The following is a 22,631-nucleotide window of genomic DNA, read 5'->3' on the forward strand; positions in this document are numbered from 1 at the left end:
CACCGTCGAGGACGACCCGGGTGCTCCGTTCTTTCGACAACACCACCAAATATGTGGTGGGCGCCCGGGAACCGCAGGCCGAATGGGCCAACAGCATCTCCCTCGGCGCCTACGATCCCGAGAAGATTCCCGCGCTCGAGGCCGATATCGACGCAAGGATCTACATCAGCGGCAGCGGTACCCTGGTCCGGGCACTGCTCGCCGAGGGTCTCGTCGACGATCTACGCCTGTTCGTCTGTCCCGTTGCCCTGGGCAGGGACGAGAAACTGTTCACCGACGGAGCCGACCCCACGAAACTAGAGCTCAACGCGCACGATGTCTACGCCAACGGTGTCGTGCACCTAAACTACGGGCCTGCCCGGCCCTGAGCCGGACGTGGCCCTGGTGCCGCCCGTTCACCTACTGCCCGGGAGTTGGTACCGGCAGGACGGAAGCGCCGCAACAGGTGTCCACCGGGGTCAGGCAAGTGTGGCGCCCCGGACGTGCGCGAGTCGGTACTTCTCGAGAAGGCGAGCCATCGCCGCGGCGGTCGCTCGCACCTCCCCGACGGCACCGACCCCGTGGCCGGCGCCCAGATATCGCGCCCGGCCTTCGGCCCGTCGGAGCTCGGGAATCCCGGGGATTCGGCGGCGCCGGTCAGTGCGCCGGGAACGATGCCGGCCGCACCGCAGTGGACTCCCTACTTCCGAGGTAGGCCCAGTACGAGGGTCGCGATGGTGTTCAGCTGGATCTCGAGGGTGCCGCCGCCGATCACCCAGGTCGGGATATCGAGTTCGTGATGCACGGGTTCGGACACCGTTTCGCCGAGCGCGGCAGCGGGGCCGATTAGGTTCAGGGCGGCAGCCGCGGCATCGATGTGCAGAATCGATGCGGCTGCTTTGGCGACACTGGTGGCCGGGCCGATGGCGTGACCGTCCAGCCGCCGGATCGTCTCCCGCAGATTCATCGCGGAGATGGCCGCGCCCCGCGCGCTGATCCGCCCGAGGGTACGCACCGCATCGTCACGGGTACCGGCGTATTCACCGCGCTCGATGATGCCGCGGATCCGCTCGTTGTGTCCCGGATCGCGGACCCCGCCGATGAACAGGCGTTCCTGGGCCAGGGTTTCCAGGGTCAGCGCCCAGCCCTGGCCCGGTTCGCCCAGAACCATCTCGTCCGGTACGAATGCGTCGTCGAAGAACACCTCGTTGAATTCGGCATCGCCGCTGGCCTGCACGATCGGCCGTACCTCGACACCTTCGGCGTGCATATCCACCAGAAACATCGTCAGCCCCCGATGGCGGCCGGCCTCGGGGTCGGTACGAGCCAGCAGCAGACCCCAGTCGGCGCGGTGGGCGAGAGTGGTCCAGATCTTCTGGCCCTGCAACCGCCAGCCGCCGTCGACCCGGGTCGCGCGCAGGCTCAGCGAGGCGATATCCGACCCGGCCTCGGGTTCACTGAACAGCTGGCACCAGATCTCCTCACCGCGCAACGCCGGACCGGCCAGCCGGGCAAGCTGCTCGGGTGTGCCGCGATGCAGCACGATCGGCACCACCCACTGCCCGATCCCCATGGAGGGCTGGGCGATACCGTGCCGGTCGTATTCGTTCTGCAGAATCAGCTGTTCCAGTGGTCCCGCTTCGATACCGAAGGGCTTGGCCATCGGTGGCGATACCAGGCCGCTGTCCGCCAGCAGGGTACGCCGGGCACCGGTGTTCACCGCATCGTGGTCGCCGACCTTCGACGGATTCGGATTGTCCAGTTGTGCCGCGCGGTCCAAGATCTCCGATACCCGGTCGCGGAATGCCGAATCCGCTTCCGGCAGCGGAACGGCGAAGGTGCGCGGCCCCTGCAGGGCGGCGTCACCGAGCCGCAGTTCCCACGATTCCACCGGCCCGGCCAGGCCGGCCAGTGTCATCGCCCGCCGCCAGTACAGATGCAGATCGTGCTCCCAGGTGAAACCGATCGCCCCGTGCAGGCCGAGACATTCCACCGCGGCGTGCACCGCGTTGCCGAGCGTGGTCAGGACCGCACCGGCGACGGCGTGGGTCCGCTGCCCGGGTTCGCCACCGAGGCCTCGGACGGCGTCCCAGGCGGCGGCCGCGGCGAGTTCACTGGTGATCAGCAGCCGGGCGGTGCGATGCTGGACCGCCTGGAAGGCGCCGATCGGCCGGCCGAACTGGACCCGGGATTTCACGTATTCGGTGGCGGTCTCGCTGCACCAGCGGATAACCCCCGCCGCCTCCACGGCGAGGAATGCCGTGGTGAGGGCTTCGGCCCGATCGGTGTCCAGTTCGAGCGGCGCGGCCACGGCCACCTCCCGGAACCGGACCACCCCGAGATCGCGGCCCAGATCGGCGCCGTCTTTCGCCTCCACCTCGATACCGGCGGCATTGCGCTCGACCAGGTACCACCGGGTCTCGGCCCCGGCGAGAGCCGCCACCACGAACAGTTCCGCCGACGCGGCCCCCAGGATCACGCCGCTTTCACCGGTGAGTCGCGTCGTGTCGCCACCGGTTTCCACGGTGCAACCGACCCGGTGTTCCGGGCCGACCACCGCACCGGGCGCACCTTCGGCGATCCGCCGCAGCGCCTCGGTGGTATCTCCGGCGTCCGCGAGGACGGCACCGGCGACCGTTGTGGGCAGTAGCGGTCCGGGCAGTAGCGCCCGGCCCGATTCGGCGAGCACCACGGCGAGATCGTCGAGCGTTCCGCCCTGGCCGCCGATCGTTTCCGGGAGGTGCACGCCGGTGAGCCCCAGCGCGACCAGTTCCGGCCAGAACTCCGGCAGATTGCCCTGTTTCAGACGATCGGTGTGCTTACGCGTGTATTCGCGAGCGGCATACCGATCCGCGAATCCGGCGACGGTTTCGGCCAGCGCCGCTTGGTCGGCGGTCAGGGCAACGGGCACGGCTATCACTCCGGTCGTGGGTGTCGGGCAACGATCCCGGTTCGATGCGGGATATCCAGATTAGAACACGTTCTACTTGCCCCGTGGCAAATCCGGACAACCGCCGCGCCCCCTTCCGGCTGCCGTCAGCTCGCGGCGCCCACATCCTGGGCGACCGGATCGACCAGCACCCGTTCGCCCACCGCGACATAGGTGACATCGACGGAAAGCTTGCCCCGTTGTCGACACCGAACACCCCGGCACCGTGGGTGTAGAAGGCCGTCACCTCACCACGCGTTTCGGCCGGCGCGCAGTTCCAGACGATGGGCATCGGGATCTTCGATACCGGCAGCCCGGCCGCCGCGGCATGAGGCGCGAATATCAGCCCGGCCTTGTAGTTCGGGTGCGCGACCGGTTCATCCGGAGAGCCGGGAACCGCCGCCGAGTCCGGCGGCGCACAGTGCGGTCATATTCTCGCCGGCGACGGCGTCGAACAGGCCGGCGTAGGGCCGCGACAGCCCGCCGCCGCGGCGATTCCGGCGCACGGACGGCCGGAAGAGCCGGCAAGCGGAGCCGCCCGAAGGCACTTTCCGCTCAGCCGGCAGCCTCGAGTTCCGATTTCAACCGCTCCAGAGTCCGGCGAATATTGCCCTTCTGGAATTCGGCGAAACCCCGCTTGCCGGTGGCCACCCGGTCGAACCACAGGGCGGGCGTATCGGGCCAGTGGGTGCGGTCGTCGTACCAGATCTCGGTGATCCGGGTTCCCCCGGCGACGGCGTCGAACCGGTACTCCCAGGTCGCCACGGCTACCGGCAACAACGGTTTCCACAATCCCCACCGGCGCACCTGGAAGGCGAACCGGCCCGGCCGCTCGGCCACGGTCACAGTGCATTCGGTACGCCACCGCATCGCCCCGCGCCGGTTGGCACCCACGAAAGTCATTCCCGGGTACGCCGGCCGGCCCGGTTCGGCGACCGCCGCCCCGGTGTTCTCCGGGCTCCAGCGCCCCATCTGCGTCACATCGCTCACCGCGTCGTAGGCGGTACCGGGGTCGGTGCCGACCACGATGCTGTCGGACACCTCGATGGTCCGGGTTATCTTCCCCACGGCGGTAACTCCTTATCGGTCCTGGTCGTTGTCGATCCTAAGTTCGGCCGATCCAGGAGGCCGCGCGAGCGGTAACGGTCCCCCGAGGACCGGTGCACATGTACCGGCCGCTTCGCTACGAGCCGGCCGCACGCTCCGACGAGGACGGCCCGTCGCTACCGGCATCGACCCCGGAGCGGATGCCGTACTTCATCAGCGGCACGATGGTGCTCCGGATGAAGGTGCGCGCCGCCTGCTCATCGTCGAAATCGATCCCCGCGGTGGGCGTGAGCATCAGCGAATGCGCCATCCGGGCCACGAGTTCGGCGACCGGCCGCGGATCGTAGCGGGCCAGCACCCCCTGCTCCTGACCGGCCGCCAGCACCCCGGCGATGTATTCGATGCCCTGCGACACCATTTCCTCGCCGCGCACGGTGTAGAAGCCCAGCGCCTCTTCCGGCGCCACCGCCAGCAGTTGCGTGACCAGGGGGTGGGTGCGGGTGAGCCGGAGTACGAAGAGAACTGTCTCCTCGATCTGCGCATCGGTGCCCTCGGTCGTGGATGCGATCGCCGTCGCCTCCGCCAGTACCCGCGCGATCTCCCGGGACAGCGCCGCCTCGATCAACGCATCCTTGCCCGAGAAGCGGCGATAAAGGGTGACCCGATTCAGGCCGCAGCGGCGGGCGATATCGTCCAGGCTGCTCCGCCGGATGCCGACCTGCAGAATCCGTCCGAGGGTCGCGTCCAGGATCCGCTCGTCGACTTCGTCATAGGTACGGAACATGTAGCGGAATTATAGACCGCGTTGCATTGTGTCCCGGCCCTCGTGCGCGCTGTGCGCGAGTAGCGCCTGCACGGCCCGCTCGGCACTCTGCGCGGCGCTCTCCATCGTGGCCGACCAGTCGGTGCGGGTCCAATCCCCGGCCAGCATCAGGTTCGGTATCGAGGTGCGCTGATCCGGGCGCACACCGGAGGTGCCGACGACCTGCGAGAAGGTCGCCTTGGGCATTTTGACGACCTGGGCGTGCACCGGCTTCGCCGCCCGCGCCTCCGGGTAGTAGCGGCGGATCAGTGCCAGCTGTTCGGTGACGATCTCGTCGTTGCTCTTGTGGATCTGTTCGTAGGCGCCACTGGTGGTGAGACAGTACAGCCAGGAGCCGTCCGGTGCACGCCGATGCATACGCTGGCGGTCGAAGACTTCGTCGATCACACCGCTACCGCCGATCAGCGCCTCCATCGCCGATTTCGTCCGCAGCGGGCGATCCAGATAAAGATTCGTGCTGACGATCGGGGTGGCCCCCAGTTTGTCTGCGGCGGCATAGATTTCGGCGTGCTCGGGCAGATCGTCGAGCAGGCCGCGGATCCGCGAGTTGGGGACTGCGCATATGACGCCGTCGGCGGCGACCTCGGTACCGTCGACCAGTTGCACACCGGTCACCAGACCGTCGGTGACGACGATCTTGCGGGCGACGGACCGGTATCGGACGTCTACGCCGTACTTCCCGAAAACCCGTTCGGCGCCGGTGATGTAGAGCGTGTCCAGATCGACCGTCGGGTAGCCGATGGTGACACCGGACCGATCTCGCACACCGATCCGGATACCGGTGGCCAGTACATCGGCAAATACCTTCGCCGATTCACGCTGCACCGGTTCGGCGGCGATCCCCAAGGCCAGCCAATCCCAGAGGGCCGCCCGGGCCTTCGCGGGCATACCGACACGTTCGAACCATTGCTCGGTGGTGATATCGGCCAGATCCGCGGGCTGGAACAATGCCTGCCGACCGAGCCGGGCAGTGGCCCGCAACGCCCGCAGCCGGTCCAGCGGTCCGGCGTCGGGGTGGGCACCCAGCAGCGTGCGTACGGCGCCGGGCCCCGAGGTGTGCAACCGGACCGCCCGGCCGCCCGGCCAGCGCAGTGTACCGCCCCCCGGGAACTCCAGGCAGTCGCGCGTGCCCACACTCTCCAGGTACCGGAACAGGCTGCGGTAGCCGCTGGCCACCACGTGCTGGCCGTTGTCGGGCACATCCCCGACCTCGGGGACCTGCATCGCGTGGGTGCGCCCGCCGAGCCGGGCGCGGCGTTCGAGCAACGTCACCTGCTTACCGGCCTCGGCCAGCCAGACCGCGGAGGCAAGCCCGGCCAGCCCGCCCCCGATCACGACATATCGGCGGGAATCGTTCATACCGCGCTCCGGTTCACCATAGACCCCATCATTGACACAATGTAACGCACTCAATACATTCGTTTCATGGCTTCTTCAGACACGAGTGCCGAAATCCCCACCCGGCACCCGTCCGGTCCGGTCGCTGTGCCCGGGTTGAAACCGTTCGCCATGCTGATGGGGATCGGCGCACCGGACGCCCGGCGCTGGGCGGCCATGGGCGAATCGCTGCTGATCGGCGACCAGCCGATGGACGACCTGGTCGACTGGATGATCGGCACCGGAATGGCCGATACCCGGCCACTTTTCGAGCAGGCCGTGGCACGTGGCATCGACTCGGTCACCGACGCACCGCAACCGCTGCGCGAGTTCTTCACCGCGGTCGAAACTCCCCCCGCCTGGCTGGACGAGGAGATGCTGCGCCGCGGCGAACAGGTCCTGCGCCGCGGTGGCTACGACGGGCTGTACCTGGCGCGCGACGTATCTTTCCTCGGCGGGTACCTGGCCTCCGGATTCAACAAGACACTGCTGCGTACAGGCGCGCTCGAGAAGGGGCCGGCCCAGCGGTTCGCCGAAACGATGCAGTGGGCACTCGACGTCCAGAACGGCATGGGCAAGTTCGAACCCGGTTACCGTTCCACCCTGCATGTACGGTTCGTCCATTCGCTGGTCCGGCGGCACGTGGGCGCCATGCCCGACTGGGATGAGCGCGCATGGGGTGTGCCGATCAACCAGACGGATATGGCCGCAACCCTGGTGGGTGCGCTCATCGCGCCGTTCGTCGGCGGCCTGGTGATGGGTATCGTGCCGTCCCGCGAGGACCGGGAGGCCGCAGTCCATCTCGCCCGTTACGTGGGCCGGCTGATGGGGGTTGCGGACGAGTGGCTGCCGACCGGATTCCGCGACAGCGTCCGCATTCTCTACCACACCATGACAGCCATCACGAATCCCGACGAAACCACCCGTCAGCTCGCTCTGCCGATGGCCAACGACCCGCTCACCTGGAACTACCCGAATCTGCCGTGGTTGCGCGGCAGGATCGCCCGCGCCCAGCATCTGTCGATCTCCAGCATGTACCTCGGGCCGCGCGCCATGCGCAAACTCGGCCTGTGGCCGTATATGCCGCCGTGGTATCCCGTGCTGCGCGTTCCGGTCAACCTGGCACGCAGTGCGGCCACCCGGATCAGCCCGGCCGCCCGGCAGCGTGCCGCGGAACGCGGACTCCGAGAACAGGCGGCGTTCAAGAAATTGCTGGTCGGTTCCGGGCCGGCGGAGGTCGGGATGTCCGCACACCACCTGCAGGCCACGGGGTAACGAGCCCGCTGCGCGATGGCGCCCGGTATCGGCACCGGCGAACCGGCAGCGCCCGTGCTGCGGGGTTCCTCGGCAACTCGGCCGCGACCACCTGCACCTGCGCCCCGAACAGCGAGTGGTACCACCACCCTGAAATATGTTGGCCCGTCATCGCGGGACTGGAAGGATCGGCGATCGTGCGCGACTACGAGATCCTCGTCCACAAGGTCCGTGGAACCCTGGTGGGAGGTGCGGTCGGGGATGCTCTCGGATGGCCGATCGAATTCCTGTCCCGGGCCGAGATCCTGCGCCGGTACGGCGAACCGGGTGTCACCGGATTCCTGCCGGGCCCCGAGCCGGGTGCGCCGGCGGCGATCACCGACGACACACAGATGACGCTGTTCACCGCCGAGGGGCTGCTGCGTTGCCCGCCGGGTAGCGACGCGGTTCCCGCGGTGCACCGCGCCTATCTGCGCTGGCTGAACACCCAGCAGGCGCCGGGCCCGGCACCCGCCCCCGACGGATGGCTGGCGGCACAGCCGTTCCTCTATGCGGTCCGGGCACCCGGAAATGCGTGTATGACCGGGCTTCGGCGGCAATCCGCCGAGCTGCTGCCACCGCGGCCCTTCGGCACGCAAGGGCCGGTGAACTCCCATTCCAAGGGCTGCGGGACGGTGATGCGTTCGGCGCCGTTCGGATTGACCGGTTCCGGACCGGCCGCCGCGTTCGACCTCGCGGCCCGTTGCGGCCAGTTGACCCACGGTCATCCCACCGGCTATCTGGCCGCAGGCGCGTTCGCGGCGCTCATCGACCACTCGATCCGGGGAGTGGAACTGCGCGCGGCGGTGGGGGAAGTCGTGGCGCGGCTGCACACGATCACCGGCGCGCAGGAAACGATCGACGCCCTCGAACTCGCGGTATCGCTGGCCGACTCGGAAACCGCGTCCGCGGAAGGTGTCGCACGAGCCGGGGAAGGCTGGATCGCCGAGGAATGTCTCGCGGTGGCCGTCTACTGCGCCGTGTCCGCGCAGGACACCGGCGATGTGCGGGGTGCGCTGCTGGCAGCGGTGAATCATTCCGGTGATTCCGATTCCACCGGCGCCGTGGCCGGCAATCTCCTCGGCGCCGGGCACGGACTGTCGGCACTGCCCGCGGAATGGGCCGGCGCGGTGGAGGGCCGCGATCTACTGATCCAGGTCGCCGATGATCTGGTGACCGGTTTCCACTACGGCGACCGGGACCGCGCCGCGTCCCGATATCCGCTCGACACCGCACCCGCCTCCTGAGCGGTTGATCAGCACTTTCACCGACACTTCTACGAAACACTTGGGGGCAAGCTCCTCCGGCGGATATAACGTAACCGGGCCCCATCGTCGATCGATGGCCTGTGCCGTACACCGAGAAGGACAGGAAATATGGAGATTCAGGGAGCACGTGCAGTCGTCGTCGGAGGAGCCTCCGGAATGGGCCGGGCCAGTGCCGAACTGCTCGCCGCCCGCGGCGCGAAGGTTGTCGTCGTCGACCGCACCGCCAGTGAGGGCAGCAAGGTCGCGGCCGACCTCGGCGGTTCCTTCTTCGAAGCCGATGTCACCGATCACGCCGGCGTCGAATCGGTACTCGCCGAAGCGGTGGGACAGCTCGGCGGGCTCGATATCGCGGTCAACACCGCCGGTGGCGGTATCGCCAAGCGCACACTGTCCAAGACCGGGCCGCACGACCTGGAATCGTTCCAGCAGATCATCAATCTGAACCTGATCTCCACCTTCAACCTCAACCGCTTGCAGGCCTGGCATATGAGCCAGGGCGAGCCGAATGCCGACGGCGAGCGTGGTGTCATCGTCAACACCGCCTCGATCGCGGCGTTCGAGGGCCAGATCGGGCAGGTCGCCTACACGGCCGCCAAGGCCGGTATCGCCGGTATGGCGCTGACCATGGCCCGCGATCTGGGTTCGGTCGGGGTCCGGGTGCTGGCCATCGCGCCGTCCCTGTTCGATACCGGCATTCTGGCCGGTGTCCCGGAAGAAATGGTGACGCCGCTCGTCGCGGGCAACGCCTTCCCGAAGCGGATGGGCCGGCCGGAGGAATACGCGAAGCTGGCCTGCTCCATCGTCGACAACCCCATGCTGAACGGCCAGTGCCTGCGCCTGGACGCCGGTATGCGTTTCGCGCCCAAGTGAATGGCTGAACCCGCCGCGGACGGCCCGGCCGTCCGCGGCGCGGCTCGTCGGCGCAGCATGCACCGGAGCAGAACTGCGCATCCACAATGGTTCCCGGCGCACGAGTGCGGCACCGGGGCCGAACCCTCTCGCAGCACGTATGCCGGACCGGAACGACGGCACGTTCCGTCCGCTCGAACATCGCGGCTCATGGCCGCGCACCACTGGAGGTGGCCATGAGCCCGGAAGCCGTGCGGTCCGCGGAATCGGTGGCCGACCGCCTCACCCTCGAACGCCTCGGCGACTACCGCTTCCGGGGACGCACCCACGACGGGCCCGCGCGGCGCAGCTATGGCGGCGAAGTCGCGGGTCAAGCCGTATTGGCCGCAGGGCGCACCGCTCCCGCGGATCGGCCGATCCATTCCGCGCAGACCTATTTCCTACTCCCCGGTGACACCACCGTTCCCACCGAATTCGTGGTCGAACCGGTGCGCGACGGCGGTTCGTTCTCCACCCGGCAGGTCGAGGCGATCCAGAACGACCGGGTGACCTTCACGATGCTCGCCTCCTTTCACCGCCCGGAGGAGGGTCTCGAACATCAGGTCGCCACACTCGACACCCCCGGGCCCGATGAACTACCCGATATCGCCACGGCTTTCGCCGGCTTTCCCGAGGCCCTGAAGTGGACCTCGGTCTTCCTCGACGCACTCGGTATCGAGGCCCGGTTCCCGGAGCCGCCGGCCCGCGCGCAGGCCATGCGCGGGGAGGTGGCCCCGGCCCGGCAGCGGGTGTGGTTGCGAACCCGGGCGCCGCTTCCCGACACGCAGCTCGAGCAGGCAGCCTGTCTGATGTATTTGAGCGATCTGCTGTTGCTTTCGGCGGCCACCGGCCCGCACGGCGAAGAACTGGGCAACCGCGATCTCCAGGTGGCCACTGTCAACCACTCCCTGTGGTTCCACGCGCCGCTGCGGGCCGACGACTGGTTCCTGCACGACCAGTACGGCCGCTGGGCCGGCGGTGGCCGCGGGCTCGCCCACGGCGAGATCCTCGATCGGTCCGGGCGTTTGTGCGCGACCACCATGCAGGAAGGCCTGATCCGCCGCCGTTGAGTCCACGGTGATCCCCGGCGGCTGTACTGCGGTCCGGGTGACGGTGACCGGCACAGCGGCAGTGCCGCCCCGCGCTCGGCCTCGGTCGTCCGCCGGACGGTGCCGGCATACCGGAGAATGTCCTGCGGCCGGCCCGACCGCACCGTATCGACGTCGCCGCGGCCCGCATCCGGGACGACCGGTTATCGGCCCCGATCCAGCGCCGCGCCTTCGTCGGCCGCTTCCCTCACGGATGATTCGATATGCCGGGCGGGCGGGGTATCGTCCGGCGGCACCGGAGCCGTTGTGCCGAGGGTGAATTGCACGCCGGTCAGTTCTTCGGCCACCGCCCACAGCCGGCGGCCGATTTCGGGGTCGTGGGCCGACGGCGCGGCAGGCACGGCGATCGGGGGGCCGACCAGCCCCCAGCGGTGTGCGGGGCCGAAGAAGCCGGCGCCCTGGACCGCGGGGTCGAGCGCGGCCCGCAGGATCGGCTGTGCGCCCTGTTCCGGCGTCTGGGTGAAGAGGCGGGCAAGGGTCATCACGACACCGCTGTAGGCGACCCGGGCGACGATGCTCTGTTCCCGCAGAATGGTCGACCGCACGCCGCCGGGATGGGCTCCGACCGACAGGGCCGGCGCCCCGGCCGCCGTGAGGCGGCGTTGCAACTCCACCATGAACGTCGTGGCGGCCATTTTCGACCGCGAATAGGTGACGAGCCGGCCGAAACTGTGTTCGGACTGCAGATCGTCGAAATCCAGTTCGGCATTGCCGCGACCGTGGCTGAGACTGCCGACACTGACCACCCGTGCGGCGGGGGCGGCGGTGAGCAGATCGATCAGTTGCGCGGTCAACGCGAAATGCCCCAGAAAGTTGATCCCGAAATCGCTTTCGAAACCGTCGACGGTCAACGTCCGCGTACCGGTGACGACACCGGCATTGTTGATCAGCAGGTCGAGCCGGGGTAGTTCGGCGTGCAGGCGGCGCGCACACTCGGCGATGGAAGCGAGGTTGCCGATATCGACGTGGGTCGTTCGGATGTCGGCCCCCGGAACCGAAGCCTCGATATCGCGCTGGGCCGCCGCGGCCGCGTCGTCGTTACGGCAGGCAAGAACGACCTGAGCGCCACGGCGGGCCAGCCCGCGCGCCACCTCCAGGCCGATACCGGTGTTCGATCCGGTCACCACTGCGGTACGGCCCGACTGATCGGGCGCTCCGGCCGCTGTCCACGGTTGGTTCGACGAGCTCACGGCATCTATCCAGTTCCGGCGGGTGCGGTGCCGTCCGGGGTCGCGCTCCGTCGCCTACCACCGGACAGCCGGTCCAGCGGAAGTATAAAACAATTCTCCATCAGAGAGAATAACGTTATCGCGGAGCCGCCTGCGGCACGGCCACGAGGCCGCCCTTCCGACCCACTCCCCCCAGGATCAACCGTTCCTCGGCGGTCTCCGGCGCACGTACCGGCCCCGAGGGCCACCACTGGTCGAGCGGCACCACGCCCGGATCGATCAATTCCAGCCCCGCGAAATAGGATTCGATCTCCGCACGGGTGCGGTACCAGCCCGAGCCCAAGCCCTTCTCTACGAAACGCCGCTCCACCTCACGCGCGAGTTCATGGTCCGGGGAACCCTCACCCGGATCCCAGAAATGGGTAATCGCCACATACGACCCTGGACTCAGCGCCTCCACCAGCCGGGCCACGATGCCCGCGGGATCCGCGGAATCCGGCAGGTGGTGCAGTACGGAGCCCAGGACCACCGCGACCGGCCGGTCCTGGTCCAGGTAGCGCCAGACCGGCGAGTCCGTTCCGAGGACCGCGGGATCGGTGAGGTCGCCGTGGAGGTAGACGGTGTCCTCGTTGGTTTCCAGCAGCACCCGGCCGTGCGCGCTGACCATCGGATCGTTGTCCAGGTAGACGACTCGCGCCCACGGATTCACCAGCTGGGCGATTTCGTGGGTATTGCTCACCGTGGGCAGTCCGGCGCCGGCATCCAGGAATTGCTCCACACCGACGACTCCGGCCAGGTACCGCAGCACCCGGCGCAGCCAGGCCCGGTTCCGGCGCGAGACCGCGCACATTCCGGGCGCGATCTCCAGAACCGCGTCGAGCGCCTGACGGTCGGCCTCGAAATTGTCCTTGCCGCCGAGGCTGGCATCGTAGACGCGGGCGATACCGGCCCGCGAGGTATCGGCCCCCGCCGGGGGGCGACCGGGGTCCGGCGAGCTGAACGACGAATCTGGCATCGGTTTTCTCTCTATCCGGTTGTGGTGTGGTGCGACGTCGACAGGTAGGGGTCGACAGTGGTGACGGGGGCACCGTCGCGAATTCATCGCCGGCCGGAGAAAAACCTTCCGAAAATATTTCCGCTGCGCTCATCTGCGCATGTACCCACCGAAAAATCGTTGGCCACAGCACGTCCGGTCGATCATGATCACCCGGGGACTGCGCCGGGCGCAGGAGCGCTCACGCGCCCGGGAACAGCACGCGGGCGAGATACGAAGGAGGTCCACGGATGGGCCATACACACGATCTGCTGCTCGAAGGGGTGGTCGGCTCGACGGCCTACGGTCTGGCCGGTCCCACCAGTGATATCGACTACGCCGGAATCTATGTGGAGCCGACGCGGAACCTGCTGGGCCTGCATCCGCCGGCCCGGCAGACCCGCCAGGGCCGCGGCGGTGCCGATGCGACCTATCACGAAATCGGCAAGGCGATGCGACTCATGCTCTCGTGCAACCCCACCGCGACCGAAATCCTCTGGCTCGACGACTACACCGCCGATTCGGCGTTCGGCCGGGAACTGGTGGAGTTGCGGACCTGCTTCCTGTCCGCAGACCGGGTGCGCGAGGCGTTCTTCGGCTACGCCACGAGCCAGTTCTGCCGACTGACCGGTCCCCGGCCGCAGGCGCCGGCCGCGCGCCGGGCCAAGCACGCCCGGCATACCCTGCGCCTGCTGTGGCAGGGCTACGAGCTCTACACCACCGGCCGCCTGCCGATCCGCGTTCCCGACCCGGCGCGGTATCACGCACTGGGTGCCGCGATCGAGACGGATCCCGGTGCCGAGGCCGTTCATCGAGTCGTCGCCGACTACGAGCATCGTTTCGATACCGCCGTCACCGCGTTGCCGCAGGCGCCGGACGAGGCGCCGTTGGACGATTTCCTGCACCGGGTGCGCCGGGCACATCTGGATTCGCCGGAAGCCACCGCCAGGAAAGGATTGGCGCTCTAGAGTATTTCTACGACTCGCGCGCACTCAGCCTGTTCCGCGCGCACCATGCATCACCGAGCTCGGAGTCGCTCATGAGCCCTATCGACAGCGCGCCCGCCACCTCGCGTCGCTACCACCGGCTCGATATTTCCCAGCCCGCGTTCTGGGCCCGGGATTTCCGTGACCGCGACGAGGTTTTCGCACAGTTGCGTACCGAACCCGGACTCACCTGGCACGCACCGCCGCCCGCGGTGTTCCCACATTCCGAACCCGGTTACTGGGCGGTGACCAGACACGAAGATATCGCCTTCGTCAGCCGCCATCCCGAGCTGTTCACGTCGGCACTGGGTATCAGCATGGACCCGATGCCCATCGAGCTGCAGCGGCCCACCACGTTCTTCCTCACCATGGATCCGCCACAGCACACTCGGTACCGGCGTCTGATCAGTTCGGCGTTCACGCCGAAACAGGTGCGGCGTATCGAATCCCAGATCCGGGCCAATGCCGCCGGAATCGTCGGCGAATTCCTCGCGGACCTCTCCTCGGGCGCGCCGGTCGATTTCGTCGACAGCGTATCGCGCAAACTTCCCATGCGCACCATTTCGGACATGATCGGAATCGATCCGGCGGAACGTGACGCGGTCGCCCAGGCCGCCGAGGCCATGTTCGGCTCCAGCGACGAGGAGTACGCCGCCCTGGCGGAACGCGCGGAATTCTTCATGGCGCAGTTCGGCATTCTGCACCGCGCCGGTACCGATCTGGCCCGGTTGCGGCGTACGGAGCCCCGCGACGATCTCATGTCCGCCATCGTCGCCGCCGAGGTCGACGGCCATCGGCTCACCGACGAGGAGGTCGGGGCGTTCATGGTACTGCTGGCATCGGCCGGTAACGACACCACCAAACAGGCCACCTCCCATGCTTTCGAGGCGCTGGTGGAGCGGCCCGCCCAGCGGGAATGGCTGCTGGAGGATTTCGACGCGCGAATCGGCGGTGCGGTGGAAGAGTTCATCCGCTGGTCGACCCCGGTGCTGCATTTCGCCCGCCATGCGGTGTCCGATACCGACGTCGCCGGCACCCGGATCCGGGCCGGTGAAAAACTCGTGTTGTTCTACTGTTCGGCCAACCGCGACGAAACCGCACTCGACGATCCGCATATCTTCGATATCACCCGAACCCGGAACACGCACTCCGGGTTCGGGGGTGGCGGCGCCCACTTCTGCCTCGGCGCCTGGCTGGCCAGGATGCAATTGCGGCTGTTGTTCCACGAGTTGCTGACCCGCGTCCCCGAAGTGGCGCTCGGGAAGCCGGAGTACGTACACAGCGATTTCATCCACGGCGTCAAACGGATGGCCGTGCAGCGGGTCTGATCGGTCGTCATCGCGGCGCCCCGGCTATTACGCTGAGCGGCGTTATCTCCCCATGACGAAAGGACGACAGTCGATGAAAACCCAGCTCAACTGCCCGTGCGGTGAACACCTGACGGGCGCGAACGAGGACGAACTGGTCGACAACGTGCGCAAACACCTCGCCGAGAACCACCCCGGCCACGACTACACCCGGGATCAGATCCTGTTCATGGCCTTCTGACACCAGGCCCGTCGCGCCCGTACCGGCCGCCGGACCCGGCCGGACGCGGGCCGCTTCGCCCCGGCGTACGGGCAACCGCACGACGAGACGCCGGACGCGGGCGTGTTATATGGATCCGGACGGCAACGCCCGCCAGGAAGGATCCCCATGGACGATCACACCCTCGCCGCGACCTTGGCCGACGAGGCCGGCGAACTACTCCTGTCGATCCGCGAACTCGGCGGGCGGGTCGGTGACCAGCGGTCCAACCGTCTGCTGCTCGACCGATTGGCCGAGCTGCGCCCGGCAGATGCCGTGCTCTCCGAAGAGTCACCCGACGACGCGGCCCGGACCGAACGTTCCCGGGTGTGGATCGTCGATCCCCTCGACGGCACCCGGGAATTCGGCGAACCGGGGCGGCCGGACTGGGCCGTGCACGTGGCGCTGGCGGTGGACGGTGAACCCGTGGCCGGTGCCGTCGCACTACCGGCCGCGGGCGTGGTCCTGCATACCGGCCGGCCGCCGGTGCTCGCTCCCCCGCCGCCTCCCGGCACCGTACGGGTCGCACTGTCGCGCAATCGCCTGTCCTTCGAGGTCCGGCAACTCGTGACCAGGTTGTCGGCCACCGAGGTTCCGATGGGGTCGGCCGGAGCCAAGGCGATGGCGGTGGTGCGCGGTGAGGCCGATATCTACGCCCATTCGGGCGGGCAGTACGAATGGGATTCCTGCGCCCCGGTCGCTGTCGCGCTCGCGGCCGGGCTCCATGTGTCCCGGCTCGACGGATCCCCGTTGCGCTACAACCGGCCCGATCCCTACCTGCCCGATCTGATCATCTGCCGGCCGGAAATGGCCGAGGTCGCACTGAAAGCCTTGTCGGAGTAGATCTCTGGGACAACAGCAACGCGACAGCACTGCTGCGGGCGGCTGCCGGTCCGGCCGGGGAGCACCGGCCCGTGCGGGTGGAACGCCTGTCGGCCCACAATGGTCGGACGTTTCCCGTAACGACAGGAGTAGAGCAAGTGAGCGGTCGACTATCCGGCAAGGTAGCTTTCGTCACCGGGGCGGCGCGTGGCCAGGGCCGCGCGCACGCGCAGCGACTGGCGGCGGAGGGCGCCGATATCATCGCGGTCGACCTGTGCGGCCCCTTGCCGCCCGCGGTGCCCTACGATTCGGCGACTCCGGAGGATCTCGACGAAACCGTACGCCTGGTGGAGGGCGCCGGTGGCAAGGTCTTCGCCGCCGTCGCCGATACCCGCGATCTCGCGGCGCTGCGCACCGTTGTGGACGAAGGCGTCGCCCGGTTCGGCCGCCTCGATGTGATCGTGGCGAACGCCGGGATATGTCCGCCCGAACCCTGGAACACCATCACCCCGGAATCGTTCCAGGCGGTGATCGACACCAATGTCACGGGTACCTGGAACACCGTGATGGCCGGCGCGCAGCACATCATCGACGGCGGGCGCGGCGGGTCGATCGTTCTCATCAGTTCGGCGTCCGGGGTGGCCATGCAGCCGTTCATGGTCCACTACACCTCCAGTAAGCATGCCGTCACCGGGATGGCGCGCGCTTTCGCTGCCGAACTCGGTAAGCATTCGATCCGGGTCAACAGCGTCGCCCCCGGTCCGGTGGCCACGCCGATGGGTTCGGGCGATATGGTCGGCGCCCTCACCCGGGCCGCCGAAACCAACGGACAGCTGTCCGGGATGAACACTCCGTTGCTACCGGAGGGAATCGCGATGCCGGAGGATATCGCGGACGCGGTGTGCTGGCTGGTGAGCGACGAATCCCGGTTCGTCACCGCCGGCAGCATCTCGGTCGATCTCGGTTCGGCGCAGTACTGACAGCGGCCGTCGCGGCGCGGTCGCGCGCGGCGCGACGGGCCTTCGTGCGGGTCGTGTGGGAAATCCGTAGGAAAATTCGATATAACACTTTCCGAGAACGGCATTATCAGGCAATCTGGGTACTGCCGTGGACCACGTGCACGACCGTCGCGACAGTTAGGGAAGCCGATGAAATCCAAGGGTGCTTTGATCTGGGATTACGCGCAGCCGTGGTCGGTCGAGGAGATCGAGATCGGCGATCCCCAGCAGGGGGAGGTGAAGGTTCGCGTGGAAACCGCCGGCCTGTGCCAATTCGATCAACGGCTGGCCAGCGGCGATGTCCCCACCGCCGAGTTCCCCATCCTGGGCGGGCACGAGGGCGCCGGGGTGATCGTCGAAGTGGGCGCCGGAGTCGACCAGCTCGCGGTGGGCGATCATGTGGTCTTCTCGTTCATCCCGGCCTGCGGGTTGTGCCAATCCTGCCTATCGGGTCATCACAACCTGTGCGACCGCGGCCAGGAGTTGCTCACCCGGGGCGCTGTATCCGACGGTACATTCCGCATCCGGGCCCGCGGCCAGGATGTGCACCCCACCTCCCTGATCGGGGCCTTCGCCCCCTATGCGGTGGTGCACAAGAGTTCGGTGGTCAAGATCGACCCCACCATCCCGTTCGATATCGCCTGCCTCGCCAGCTGCAGCGTCACCACCGGCTATGGCGCCGTGGTCAACACCGCCACGGTGCGCCCCGGGGAAGATGTCGCGGTGATCGGCGCCGGCGCCGTGGGCACGGCCGCGGTGCAGGCCGCCGTGATCTCGGGGGCGCGGCGGATCTTCGCGGTGGACCCGGTCGAGGCCAAATGCACGCAGGCCGCGAAGTTCGGGGCCACCCACACCTACTCCGATATCGATAGCGCGATCGGCGCGATCGAAGAGCTCACGGGCGGGCAGATGTGCCGGACGGTGATCGTGGCGGTCGGCCGGTGCGATGGCCATGATCTGGCCAAATGGATGCGGATCACCGCCAAGGCCGGCAGCTGCGTACTCGCCGCCACCGGCGACGCCGCGGAAACCAATCCCCGGATGAACCTCTCGGCGCTGACCTTCCAGCAGAAGAGCCTGTGCGGCACCCTGTTCGGCGGCGGCAATCCACAACTGCTGATCCCGGAGGTCCTGGCGCTCTACAAGCTGGGCGATCTCGGACTCGGCGATATGATCACCCGCGAATACTCGCTCGAGCAGATCAACGAGGGGATCACCGATATGCTCGAGGGCCGCAATATCCGCGGGATCATCCGGTTCACCGACGCCGATCGCTGACCGGCGCCGGTGCCGACCGGATCAGAACACGACCCGGCTCACCGCCTCCGCGATCAGCGCGGGTTTGCTGCCACCCTCGGTCTCGACGGTGTGCTGTACGACCAGTTGCAGCGCGCCACCGGACACCTCGGTGGCATCTGCCAGTACGGCGGTGGAACGAACCTTCGCACCCACCGGGACCGGACTCGGGAACCGGACCTTGTTGGAGCCGTAATTGATGCCCAGTTTCGCATTCTCGAACGCGAAGATCTGCGAACCGAGCAGCGGCAGCATCGACAGGGTCAGGTAGCCGTGGGCGATGGGCCCGCCGAAGGGACTCTCCCGCTTCGCCCGTTCCGGGTCGACATGGATCCATTGATGGTCTCCGGTCGCCTCGGCGAACTGGTCGACCATCTGCTGGGTGACCTCCACCCAATCACTGGTGCCGAGCGTCTCCCCCACTGCTGCGAGAACTTCGTCCTTGCCGGTGAATGTGCGCACAGGCGTCTCCTTCGATTCCGTGCCGCGCGCTGTCGCGACATCGCACTCCGCTAATAGGTATTCCGCACTTCGGCCCGGAGTTCAACCCGAACTGAGACATTGTGTCTTTTCGTCGCAAATATCCTCGTCGGGTGGCGCATCCCCGAGCGCGTTATGCTGCCGCAAGTCGTCGGATGAATGCCCGGAGGCGGCAGCGGTCACACCCCGGTGACGTGACCACCGACGGGCCCGTGCCATACAGGAGACCATCACCGTTGACCGTGCTCACCTTCGGACTTGTCACGGTCGCCGGATTCTTCGCCGGAATAGTCGGATACGTCACCGGTATCGCCTCGCTGATCTCGTATCCGGCGCTGCTGGCCGCCGGTTTGTCCCCGGTATCGGCGAACGTGACCAACACCGTCGCGATGGTCGCAGTCGGTGCCGGATCCACGGCGAAAGCGGGTGCGGCGGTGGCAGACGACGCACGGGCGCTCGCCCTGCATGCCGGTTGCGCGGCACTCGGCGGACTGGGCGGCGCGATGCTGCTGCTGACCACACCCGCCGAAATCTTCGACGCCGTCGTTCCGGTGCTCATCGCGCTCGCGTCGGTGAGCCTGCTCGTACAGCCGAAACTGCGGGCCCTCGCGGGCAACCGCACCTTTCCGCGGCTGTACCCGCTCGGCACCGCCGTCGTGGCACTCTACGGTGGGTATTTCGGTGCCGGCGCCGGCGTGATGTTCCTGGCGCTGATCCTGGTCTGCACCTCCGAGACGATCTGGCGGGCCAGCGTTCTCAAAAGTGTGCTGACCGGAGTCGCCAACCTGGTGGCCGCGGTCGGTTTCGCGATCTTCGGCCCCGTGCACTGGCTCGCGGCGGCCGCCATGGGTATCGGTGCCTTCGCGGGCGGCTGGTTCGGGCCCGCACTGGTCGCCCGGCTACCACCCGCCGGGATGCGGATCGGGGTGGCGTTGTGCGGGGTCGGCCTTGCGGGATATCTCGCGATCACGTGAACATCGTCCGACGCGGCTCAGGCGGCCGGATCCAGGACGATCTTGATCGCGCCGTCGTCCTTGGCCTGGAACATGCGGTACGCCTCGGGCGCGGCGGACAGCGGCAGGTGATGGGTCGCGAAGGATTCCACGCCGAGCGGGTCGCTGTCGTCGAGCAGCGGCAGAATATCGTCGGACCAGCGCTTCACATTCGCTTGGCCCATGCGCAACTGGATCTGTTTGTCGAACAGCACCCGCATCGGCAGCGGATCGGCCATCCCGCCGTACACCCCGATGATCGAGATCGTGCCGCCGCGCCGGACGATATCGATCGCCGAATGCAACGCGGCGAGCCGGTCCAGACCCGCGGTGTTCATCGCCGGCGCGGCCACCGCGTCGGGCAAGTACGACACCATCCGCTGCGCCGCTGCCGCCACCGGCGATCCGTGCGCCTCCATACCGACCGCCTCGATCACCGCATCACTGCCCCGGCCGTCGGTGCGGTCGCGTACCGCATCCGCGAGGCCACCACCCACGGCACCCAGGTCGATGGTGTCGATACCGTGCGCGGCAGCGCGATCCAGCCGTTCGGCGACCAGATCTACGCCGATCACTCGTAACCCGCGATGGTGCGCGATCCGGGCCGCCATCTCACCGATCGGGCCGAGCCCGAGCACGGCCACCGACCCGCCGTCCGGTACGGCGGCGTACTCGACGGCCTGCCATGCGGTCGGCAGCACATCCGACAGGAACAGGTACCGGGTGTCGGCGGGACCGTCTGGCACCCGGATATGGGTGAAATCGGCGTGCGGCACCCGCAGATATTCGGCCTGGCCACCGGGCACCTGACCATAGAGTTTGGAGTAACCGAACAGTGCCGCACCGCATCCCTGATCACGCACCTGCGTGGTCTCGCACTGGGTCATCAGCCCCTGGCGGCACATCACGCAACCACCGCAGCTGATCTGGAACGGCACCACGACCCGGTCCCCCTTCGCGAGGTTCGTCACCGCGGAACCGACTTCCTCGACCACCCCGATCGTCTCGTGCCCGAGCACATCACCCGCGGACATGAACGGGCCGAGTAGTTCGTACAGATGCAGATCGGATCCGCAGATCGCGGTGGAGGTCACCCGGACGACGGCATCACCCGGTTCCTGGATCCGCGGGTCGGCGACATCGGATACCTGCACATTACGTTTGCCCTGCCACGTCACAGCCTTCATATCCGCTCCCTCGACCGACGGCGTCCTACGCTGTTCCGGGCAAACACGCCGCGGTCCAATGGCCGCGCCGGCTTGCCGGTTGGTCCGGTGGGCGGCCTACCCGCGACCGGTTGCCGCAAACGTCACGGAAACGAGCAATCCGCCCGGTGCGACAGGCGCACAACGCGCGTACCGGCCGGCAGTGAGGCGTGCGGGCGCCGGCAACGGCATCGAGAGGATCCGGCGCAGCTCTCAGCACGCGGCGCGGCCCTTTTTCCGGTCCACCGAGCCGAGGAAGTCCCGTAACCGGGATATCTCCGCGTCCAGCGCGGTCGCGAAGGCCTTGCTCCCGGGGGCGCCATCCACAAAACCCACGTCGACCTCGCTGTCCGCGCCCGCGCAGGTGGCCCAGCCGATCACCCGGTCGCGCCACAGCATCGGCATCGCGTAATAGCCGCGGACCCGCTTCGCGACGGGGGTGTAGGCCTCGAACCGGTAATCCCATCCCCAGATCGCGCCGAACCGTTTCCGGTCCCACACCAGTGGGTCGAACGGCGCCAGGAAACGCACCCGGGCCGGGGCCGGGCGGCCGGTGGGAACCAGATCGGCAGGCCACAGGTAGCGCACACCGTCGACGGTGCGGGCGTCGAGGTCACCGGTGGCGAGAAGTTCGCGGACCGTGGCCGAGCCGGTGGCGTCACCGATCGGGCGTACCGCCCGGTTGACCGTCGCGGTGAGGGTCGATTCCGCGGCCGGGGCGAGGGTGCGGGCGATCCGCAACGCCAGCGCCCGGCGCCGCGCAGCCGGTTCCCACACCGGTTCCACGGCAGCCGGGGCCGCCTCGTAGCGCCGGATACCGGAAACGCGGTCGGCCACTCGCAGGAACCCGTAGCGGTGCAGATCTTCGAGTATCACGGTGGTCGCCGAGGAGGTGCCGCCCCAGGCGTTCACCACCCCGCGATGACCGAAATACTCTTGTAGTTCGCGCGGATGTACTACTCCACGGTCCCGGACGAATGCCAGGACCTGGGCCGAATGGGGGTCGTGCGGGTAGGCGCCGTTCGCCGCGCGCGGGTGACGACGGGGATGCAGGAGCGGACGCAGCCAGGGCACGGTGTAGCCGTAGGCGTACACGAAATCTTCGTCGATGCCGAGTTCGCGATAGCGGCGGTCGAGATCCCCGGCCCGGTAACCGCGGACACGCTGGCGCAGGATCAGATCCTGGGCACGCGCCGGTGACCGGATCGGGTCGGCCTGGACGAACTCCATATCGGCAAGGGCGCCGGCGAGCGTACCGGGCGTACGGGGCAGGGACCAGGACACCGCGTTCGCGCGCAACCATGCCGAAGACATGCGGCGAGACTATCGAGGTCCTACGACACCCCGGCGAGCCCGTCCGGCGCGTTTGCG

The 22,631-nt window shown here is 68.0% G+C and carries 21 protein-coding genes and 1 pseudogene; 12 read left to right on the forward strand and 10 right to left on the reverse strand.

The features are described from left to right. Positions 1–20 precede the first annotated feature (20 nt). A complete protein-coding gene (locus NFL01S_RS37425; RefSeq protein WP_307614516.1) occupies positions 21–368 on the forward strand; it encodes a dihydrofolate reductase family protein in 348 nt (115 codons plus the stop codon). Positions 369–679: 311 nt separating this feature from the next. On the opposite strand, the gene NFL01S_RS01525 is transcribed toward NFL01S_RS37425, so the two are convergent. The 5 genes and pseudogenes from NFL01S_RS01525 to hpnE all read right to left on the reverse strand — a co-directional run bounded on the left by NFL01S_RS01525 (position 680) and on the right by hpnE (position 6,137). After that, on the reverse strand, positions 680–2,890 hold the full coding sequence (locus tag NFL01S_RS01525) for an acyl-CoA dehydrogenase family protein (protein WP_063915820.1): 2,211 nt from the start codon (positions 2,888–2,890) through the stop codon (positions 680–682). Between the two features lie 173 nt (positions 2,891–3,063). Next, positions 3,064–3,378, reverse strand: a pseudogene (locus NFL01S_RS37805) (cholesterol oxidase); the annotation flags it as partial. An 85-nt stretch (positions 3,379–3,463) separates the two neighbouring features. Beyond that, complete coding sequence (locus NFL01S_RS01530) at positions 3,464–3,976, reverse strand: SRPBCC family protein (protein ID WP_307614518.1); 513 nt, start codon at positions 3,974–3,976, stop codon at positions 3,464–3,466. A 115-nt stretch (positions 3,977–4,091) separates the two neighbouring features. Next, positions 4,092–4,739 (reverse strand): TetR/AcrR family transcriptional regulator, encoded by a 648-nt coding sequence (locus NFL01S_RS37275; protein ID WP_062970677.1) that lies wholly within the window; start codon positions 4,737–4,739, stop codon positions 4,092–4,094. 9 nt (positions 4,740–4,748) lie between these two features. Then, on the reverse strand, positions 4,749–6,137 hold the full coding sequence (gene hpnE, locus NFL01S_RS01540) for a hydroxysqualene dehydroxylase HpnE (protein ID WP_062970679.1): 1,389 nt from the start codon (positions 6,135–6,137) through the stop codon (positions 4,749–4,751). Positions 6,138–6,203: 66 nt separating this feature from the next. Here hpnE and NFL01S_RS01545 point away from each other — a divergent pair, with 66 nt between their 5' ends. The 4 genes from NFL01S_RS01545 to NFL01S_RS01560 all read left to right on the forward strand — a co-directional run bounded on the left by NFL01S_RS01545 (position 6,204) and on the right by NFL01S_RS01560 (position 10,674). Further along, positions 6,204–7,430, forward strand: a complete 1,227-nt coding sequence (locus NFL01S_RS01545; RefSeq protein ID WP_062970681.1) for an oxygenase MpaB family protein — start codon at positions 6,204–6,206, stop codon at positions 7,428–7,430. Between the two features lie 176 nt (positions 7,431–7,606). Next, entirely contained in the window at positions 7,607–8,695 is a 1,089-nt protein-coding gene (locus NFL01S_RS01550; RefSeq protein ID WP_062970683.1) for an ADP-ribosylglycohydrolase family protein, read from the forward strand. Positions 8,696–8,824: 129 nt separating this feature from the next. Further along, positions 8,825–9,586, forward strand: coding sequence for an SDR family NAD(P)-dependent oxidoreductase (locus NFL01S_RS01555; RefSeq protein ID WP_062970685.1), 762 nt, complete (start codon positions 8,825–8,827; stop codon positions 9,584–9,586). Positions 9,587–9,801: 215 nt separating this feature from the next. Next, entirely contained in the window at positions 9,802–10,674 is an 873-nt protein-coding gene (locus NFL01S_RS01560; RefSeq protein ID WP_062971272.1) for an acyl-CoA thioesterase, read from the forward strand. 182 nt (positions 10,675–10,856) lie between these two features. Here the strand turns inward: NFL01S_RS01560 and NFL01S_RS01565 are convergent, their stop codons facing one another. After that, a complete protein-coding gene (locus NFL01S_RS01565; RefSeq protein ID WP_084492314.1) occupies positions 10,857–11,903 on the reverse strand; it encodes an oxidoreductase in 1,047 nt (348 codons plus the stop codon). Positions 11,904–12,018: 115 nt separating this feature from the next. Next, the gene (locus NFL01S_RS01570; protein WP_062970687.1) at positions 12,019–12,897 is read right to left on the reverse strand and encodes an SAM-dependent methyltransferase; all 879 of its coding nucleotides are present in this window, start codon (positions 12,895–12,897) and stop codon (positions 12,019–12,021) included. A 269-nt stretch (positions 12,898–13,166) separates the two neighbouring features. Between NFL01S_RS01570 and NFL01S_RS01575 the strand changes: the two genes are divergently transcribed. From NFL01S_RS01575 to NFL01S_RS01595, 6 genes are all read left to right on the forward strand, one after another. Then, positions 13,167–13,883, forward strand: a complete 717-nt coding sequence (locus tag NFL01S_RS01575; protein ID WP_062970689.1) for a nucleotidyltransferase domain-containing protein — start codon at positions 13,167–13,169, stop codon at positions 13,881–13,883. A gap of 71 nt (positions 13,884–13,954) precedes the next feature. After that, a complete protein-coding gene (locus NFL01S_RS01580) occupies positions 13,955–15,229 on the forward strand; it encodes a cytochrome P450 (RefSeq protein ID WP_084492315.1) in 1,275 nt (424 codons plus the stop codon). 52 nt (positions 15,230–15,281) lie between these two features. Further along, positions 15,282–15,449: a DUF1059 domain-containing protein gene (locus tag NFL01S_RS33885; RefSeq protein WP_371851749.1), complete on the forward strand. Its 168-nt coding sequence runs from the start codon at positions 15,282–15,284 to the stop codon at positions 15,447–15,449. A 147-nt stretch (positions 15,450–15,596) separates the two neighbouring features. Continuing rightward, complete coding sequence (locus NFL01S_RS01585; RefSeq protein WP_062970691.1) at positions 15,597–16,310, forward strand: 3'(2'),5'-bisphosphate nucleotidase CysQ; 714 nt, start codon at positions 15,597–15,599, stop codon at positions 16,308–16,310. 137 nt (positions 16,311–16,447) lie between these two features. Then, positions 16,448–17,269, forward strand: coding sequence for a mycofactocin-coupled SDR family oxidoreductase (locus NFL01S_RS01590; protein ID WP_062970693.1), 822 nt, complete (start codon positions 16,448–16,450; stop codon positions 17,267–17,269). A 168-nt stretch (positions 17,270–17,437) separates the two neighbouring features. Further along, entirely contained in the window at positions 17,438–18,565 is a 1,128-nt protein-coding gene (locus NFL01S_RS01595; RefSeq protein WP_062970695.1) for an NDMA-dependent alcohol dehydrogenase, read from the forward strand. Between the two features lie 21 nt (positions 18,566–18,586). Here NFL01S_RS01595 and NFL01S_RS01600 read toward each other — a convergent pair whose 3' ends face one another. Continuing rightward, positions 18,587–19,045, reverse strand: a complete 459-nt coding sequence (locus NFL01S_RS01600) for a MaoC family dehydratase (protein WP_062970697.1) — start codon at positions 19,043–19,045, stop codon at positions 18,587–18,589. 254 nt (positions 19,046–19,299) lie between these two features. Here NFL01S_RS01600 and NFL01S_RS01605 point away from each other — a divergent pair, with 254 nt between their 5' ends. Continuing rightward, a complete protein-coding gene (locus tag NFL01S_RS01605) occupies positions 19,300–20,037 on the forward strand; it encodes a sulfite exporter TauE/SafE family protein (RefSeq protein WP_062970699.1) in 738 nt (245 codons plus the stop codon). Positions 20,038–20,054: 17 nt separating this feature from the next. Here the strand turns inward: NFL01S_RS01605 and NFL01S_RS01610 are convergent, their stop codons facing one another. After that, entirely contained in the window at positions 20,055–21,242 is a 1,188-nt protein-coding gene (locus NFL01S_RS01610) for an alcohol dehydrogenase catalytic domain-containing protein (RefSeq protein WP_062970701.1), read from the reverse strand. 231 nt (positions 21,243–21,473) lie between these two features. Beyond that, complete coding sequence (locus NFL01S_RS01615; RefSeq protein ID WP_062970703.1) at positions 21,474–22,574, reverse strand: DNA glycosylase AlkZ-like family protein; 1,101 nt, start codon at positions 22,572–22,574, stop codon at positions 21,474–21,476. Positions 22,575–22,631 lie beyond the last annotated feature (57 nt).

The sequence above is a fragment of the Nocardia flavorosea NBRC 108225 genome (assembly GCF_001613385.1).
Taxonomy (GTDB): domain Bacteria; phylum Actinomycetota; class Actinomycetes; order Mycobacteriales; family Mycobacteriaceae; genus Nocardia; species Nocardia flavorosea.

Bases quoted from the DNA above. Each gene is read 5' to 3' on its own strand.
- NFL01S_RS37275 (WP_062970677.1), bottom strand. From the start codon at position 4,739: ATGTTCCGTACCTATGACGAAGTCGACGAGCGGATCCTGGACGCGACC.
- hpnE (WP_062970679.1), bottom strand. From the start codon at position 6,137: ATGAACGATTCCCGCCGATATGTCGTGATCGGGGGCGGGCTGGCCGGG.
- NFL01S_RS01545 (WP_062970681.1), top strand. From the start codon at position 6,204: ATGGCTTCTTCAGACACGAGTGCCGAAATCCCCACCCGGCACCCGTCC.
- NFL01S_RS01555 (WP_062970685.1), top strand. From the start codon at position 8,825: ATGGAGATTCAGGGAGCACGTGCAGTCGTCGTCGGAGGAGCCTCCGGA.
- NFL01S_RS01560 (WP_062971272.1), top strand. From the start codon at position 9,802: ATGAGCCCGGAAGCCGTGCGGTCCGCGGAATCGGTGGCCGACCGCCTC.
- NFL01S_RS01570 (WP_062970687.1), bottom strand. From the start codon at position 12,897: ATGCCAGATTCGTCGTTCAGCTCGCCGGACCCCGGTCGCCCCCCGGCG.
- NFL01S_RS01575 (WP_062970689.1), top strand. From the start codon at position 13,167: ATGGGCCATACACACGATCTGCTGCTCGAAGGGGTGGTCGGCTCGACG.
- NFL01S_RS01580 (WP_084492315.1), top strand. From the start codon at position 13,955: ATGAGCCCTATCGACAGCGCGCCCGCCACCTCGCGTCGCTACCACCGG.
- NFL01S_RS33885 (WP_371851749.1), top strand. From the start codon at position 15,282: ATGACGAAAGGACGACAGTCGATGAAAACCCAGCTCAACTGCCCGTGC.
- NFL01S_RS01585 (WP_062970691.1), top strand. From the start codon at position 15,597: ATGGACGATCACACCCTCGCCGCGACCTTGGCCGACGAGGCCGGCGAA.
- NFL01S_RS01595 (WP_062970695.1), top strand. From the start codon at position 17,438: ATGAAATCCAAGGGTGCTTTGATCTGGGATTACGCGCAGCCGTGGTCG.
- NFL01S_RS01610 (WP_062970701.1), bottom strand. From the start codon at position 21,242: ATGAAGGCTGTGACGTGGCAGGGCAAACGTAATGTGCAGGTATCCGAT.
- NFL01S_RS01615 (WP_062970703.1), bottom strand. From the start codon at position 22,574: ATGTCTTCGGCATGGTTGCGCGCGAACGCGGTGTCCTGGTCCCTGCCC.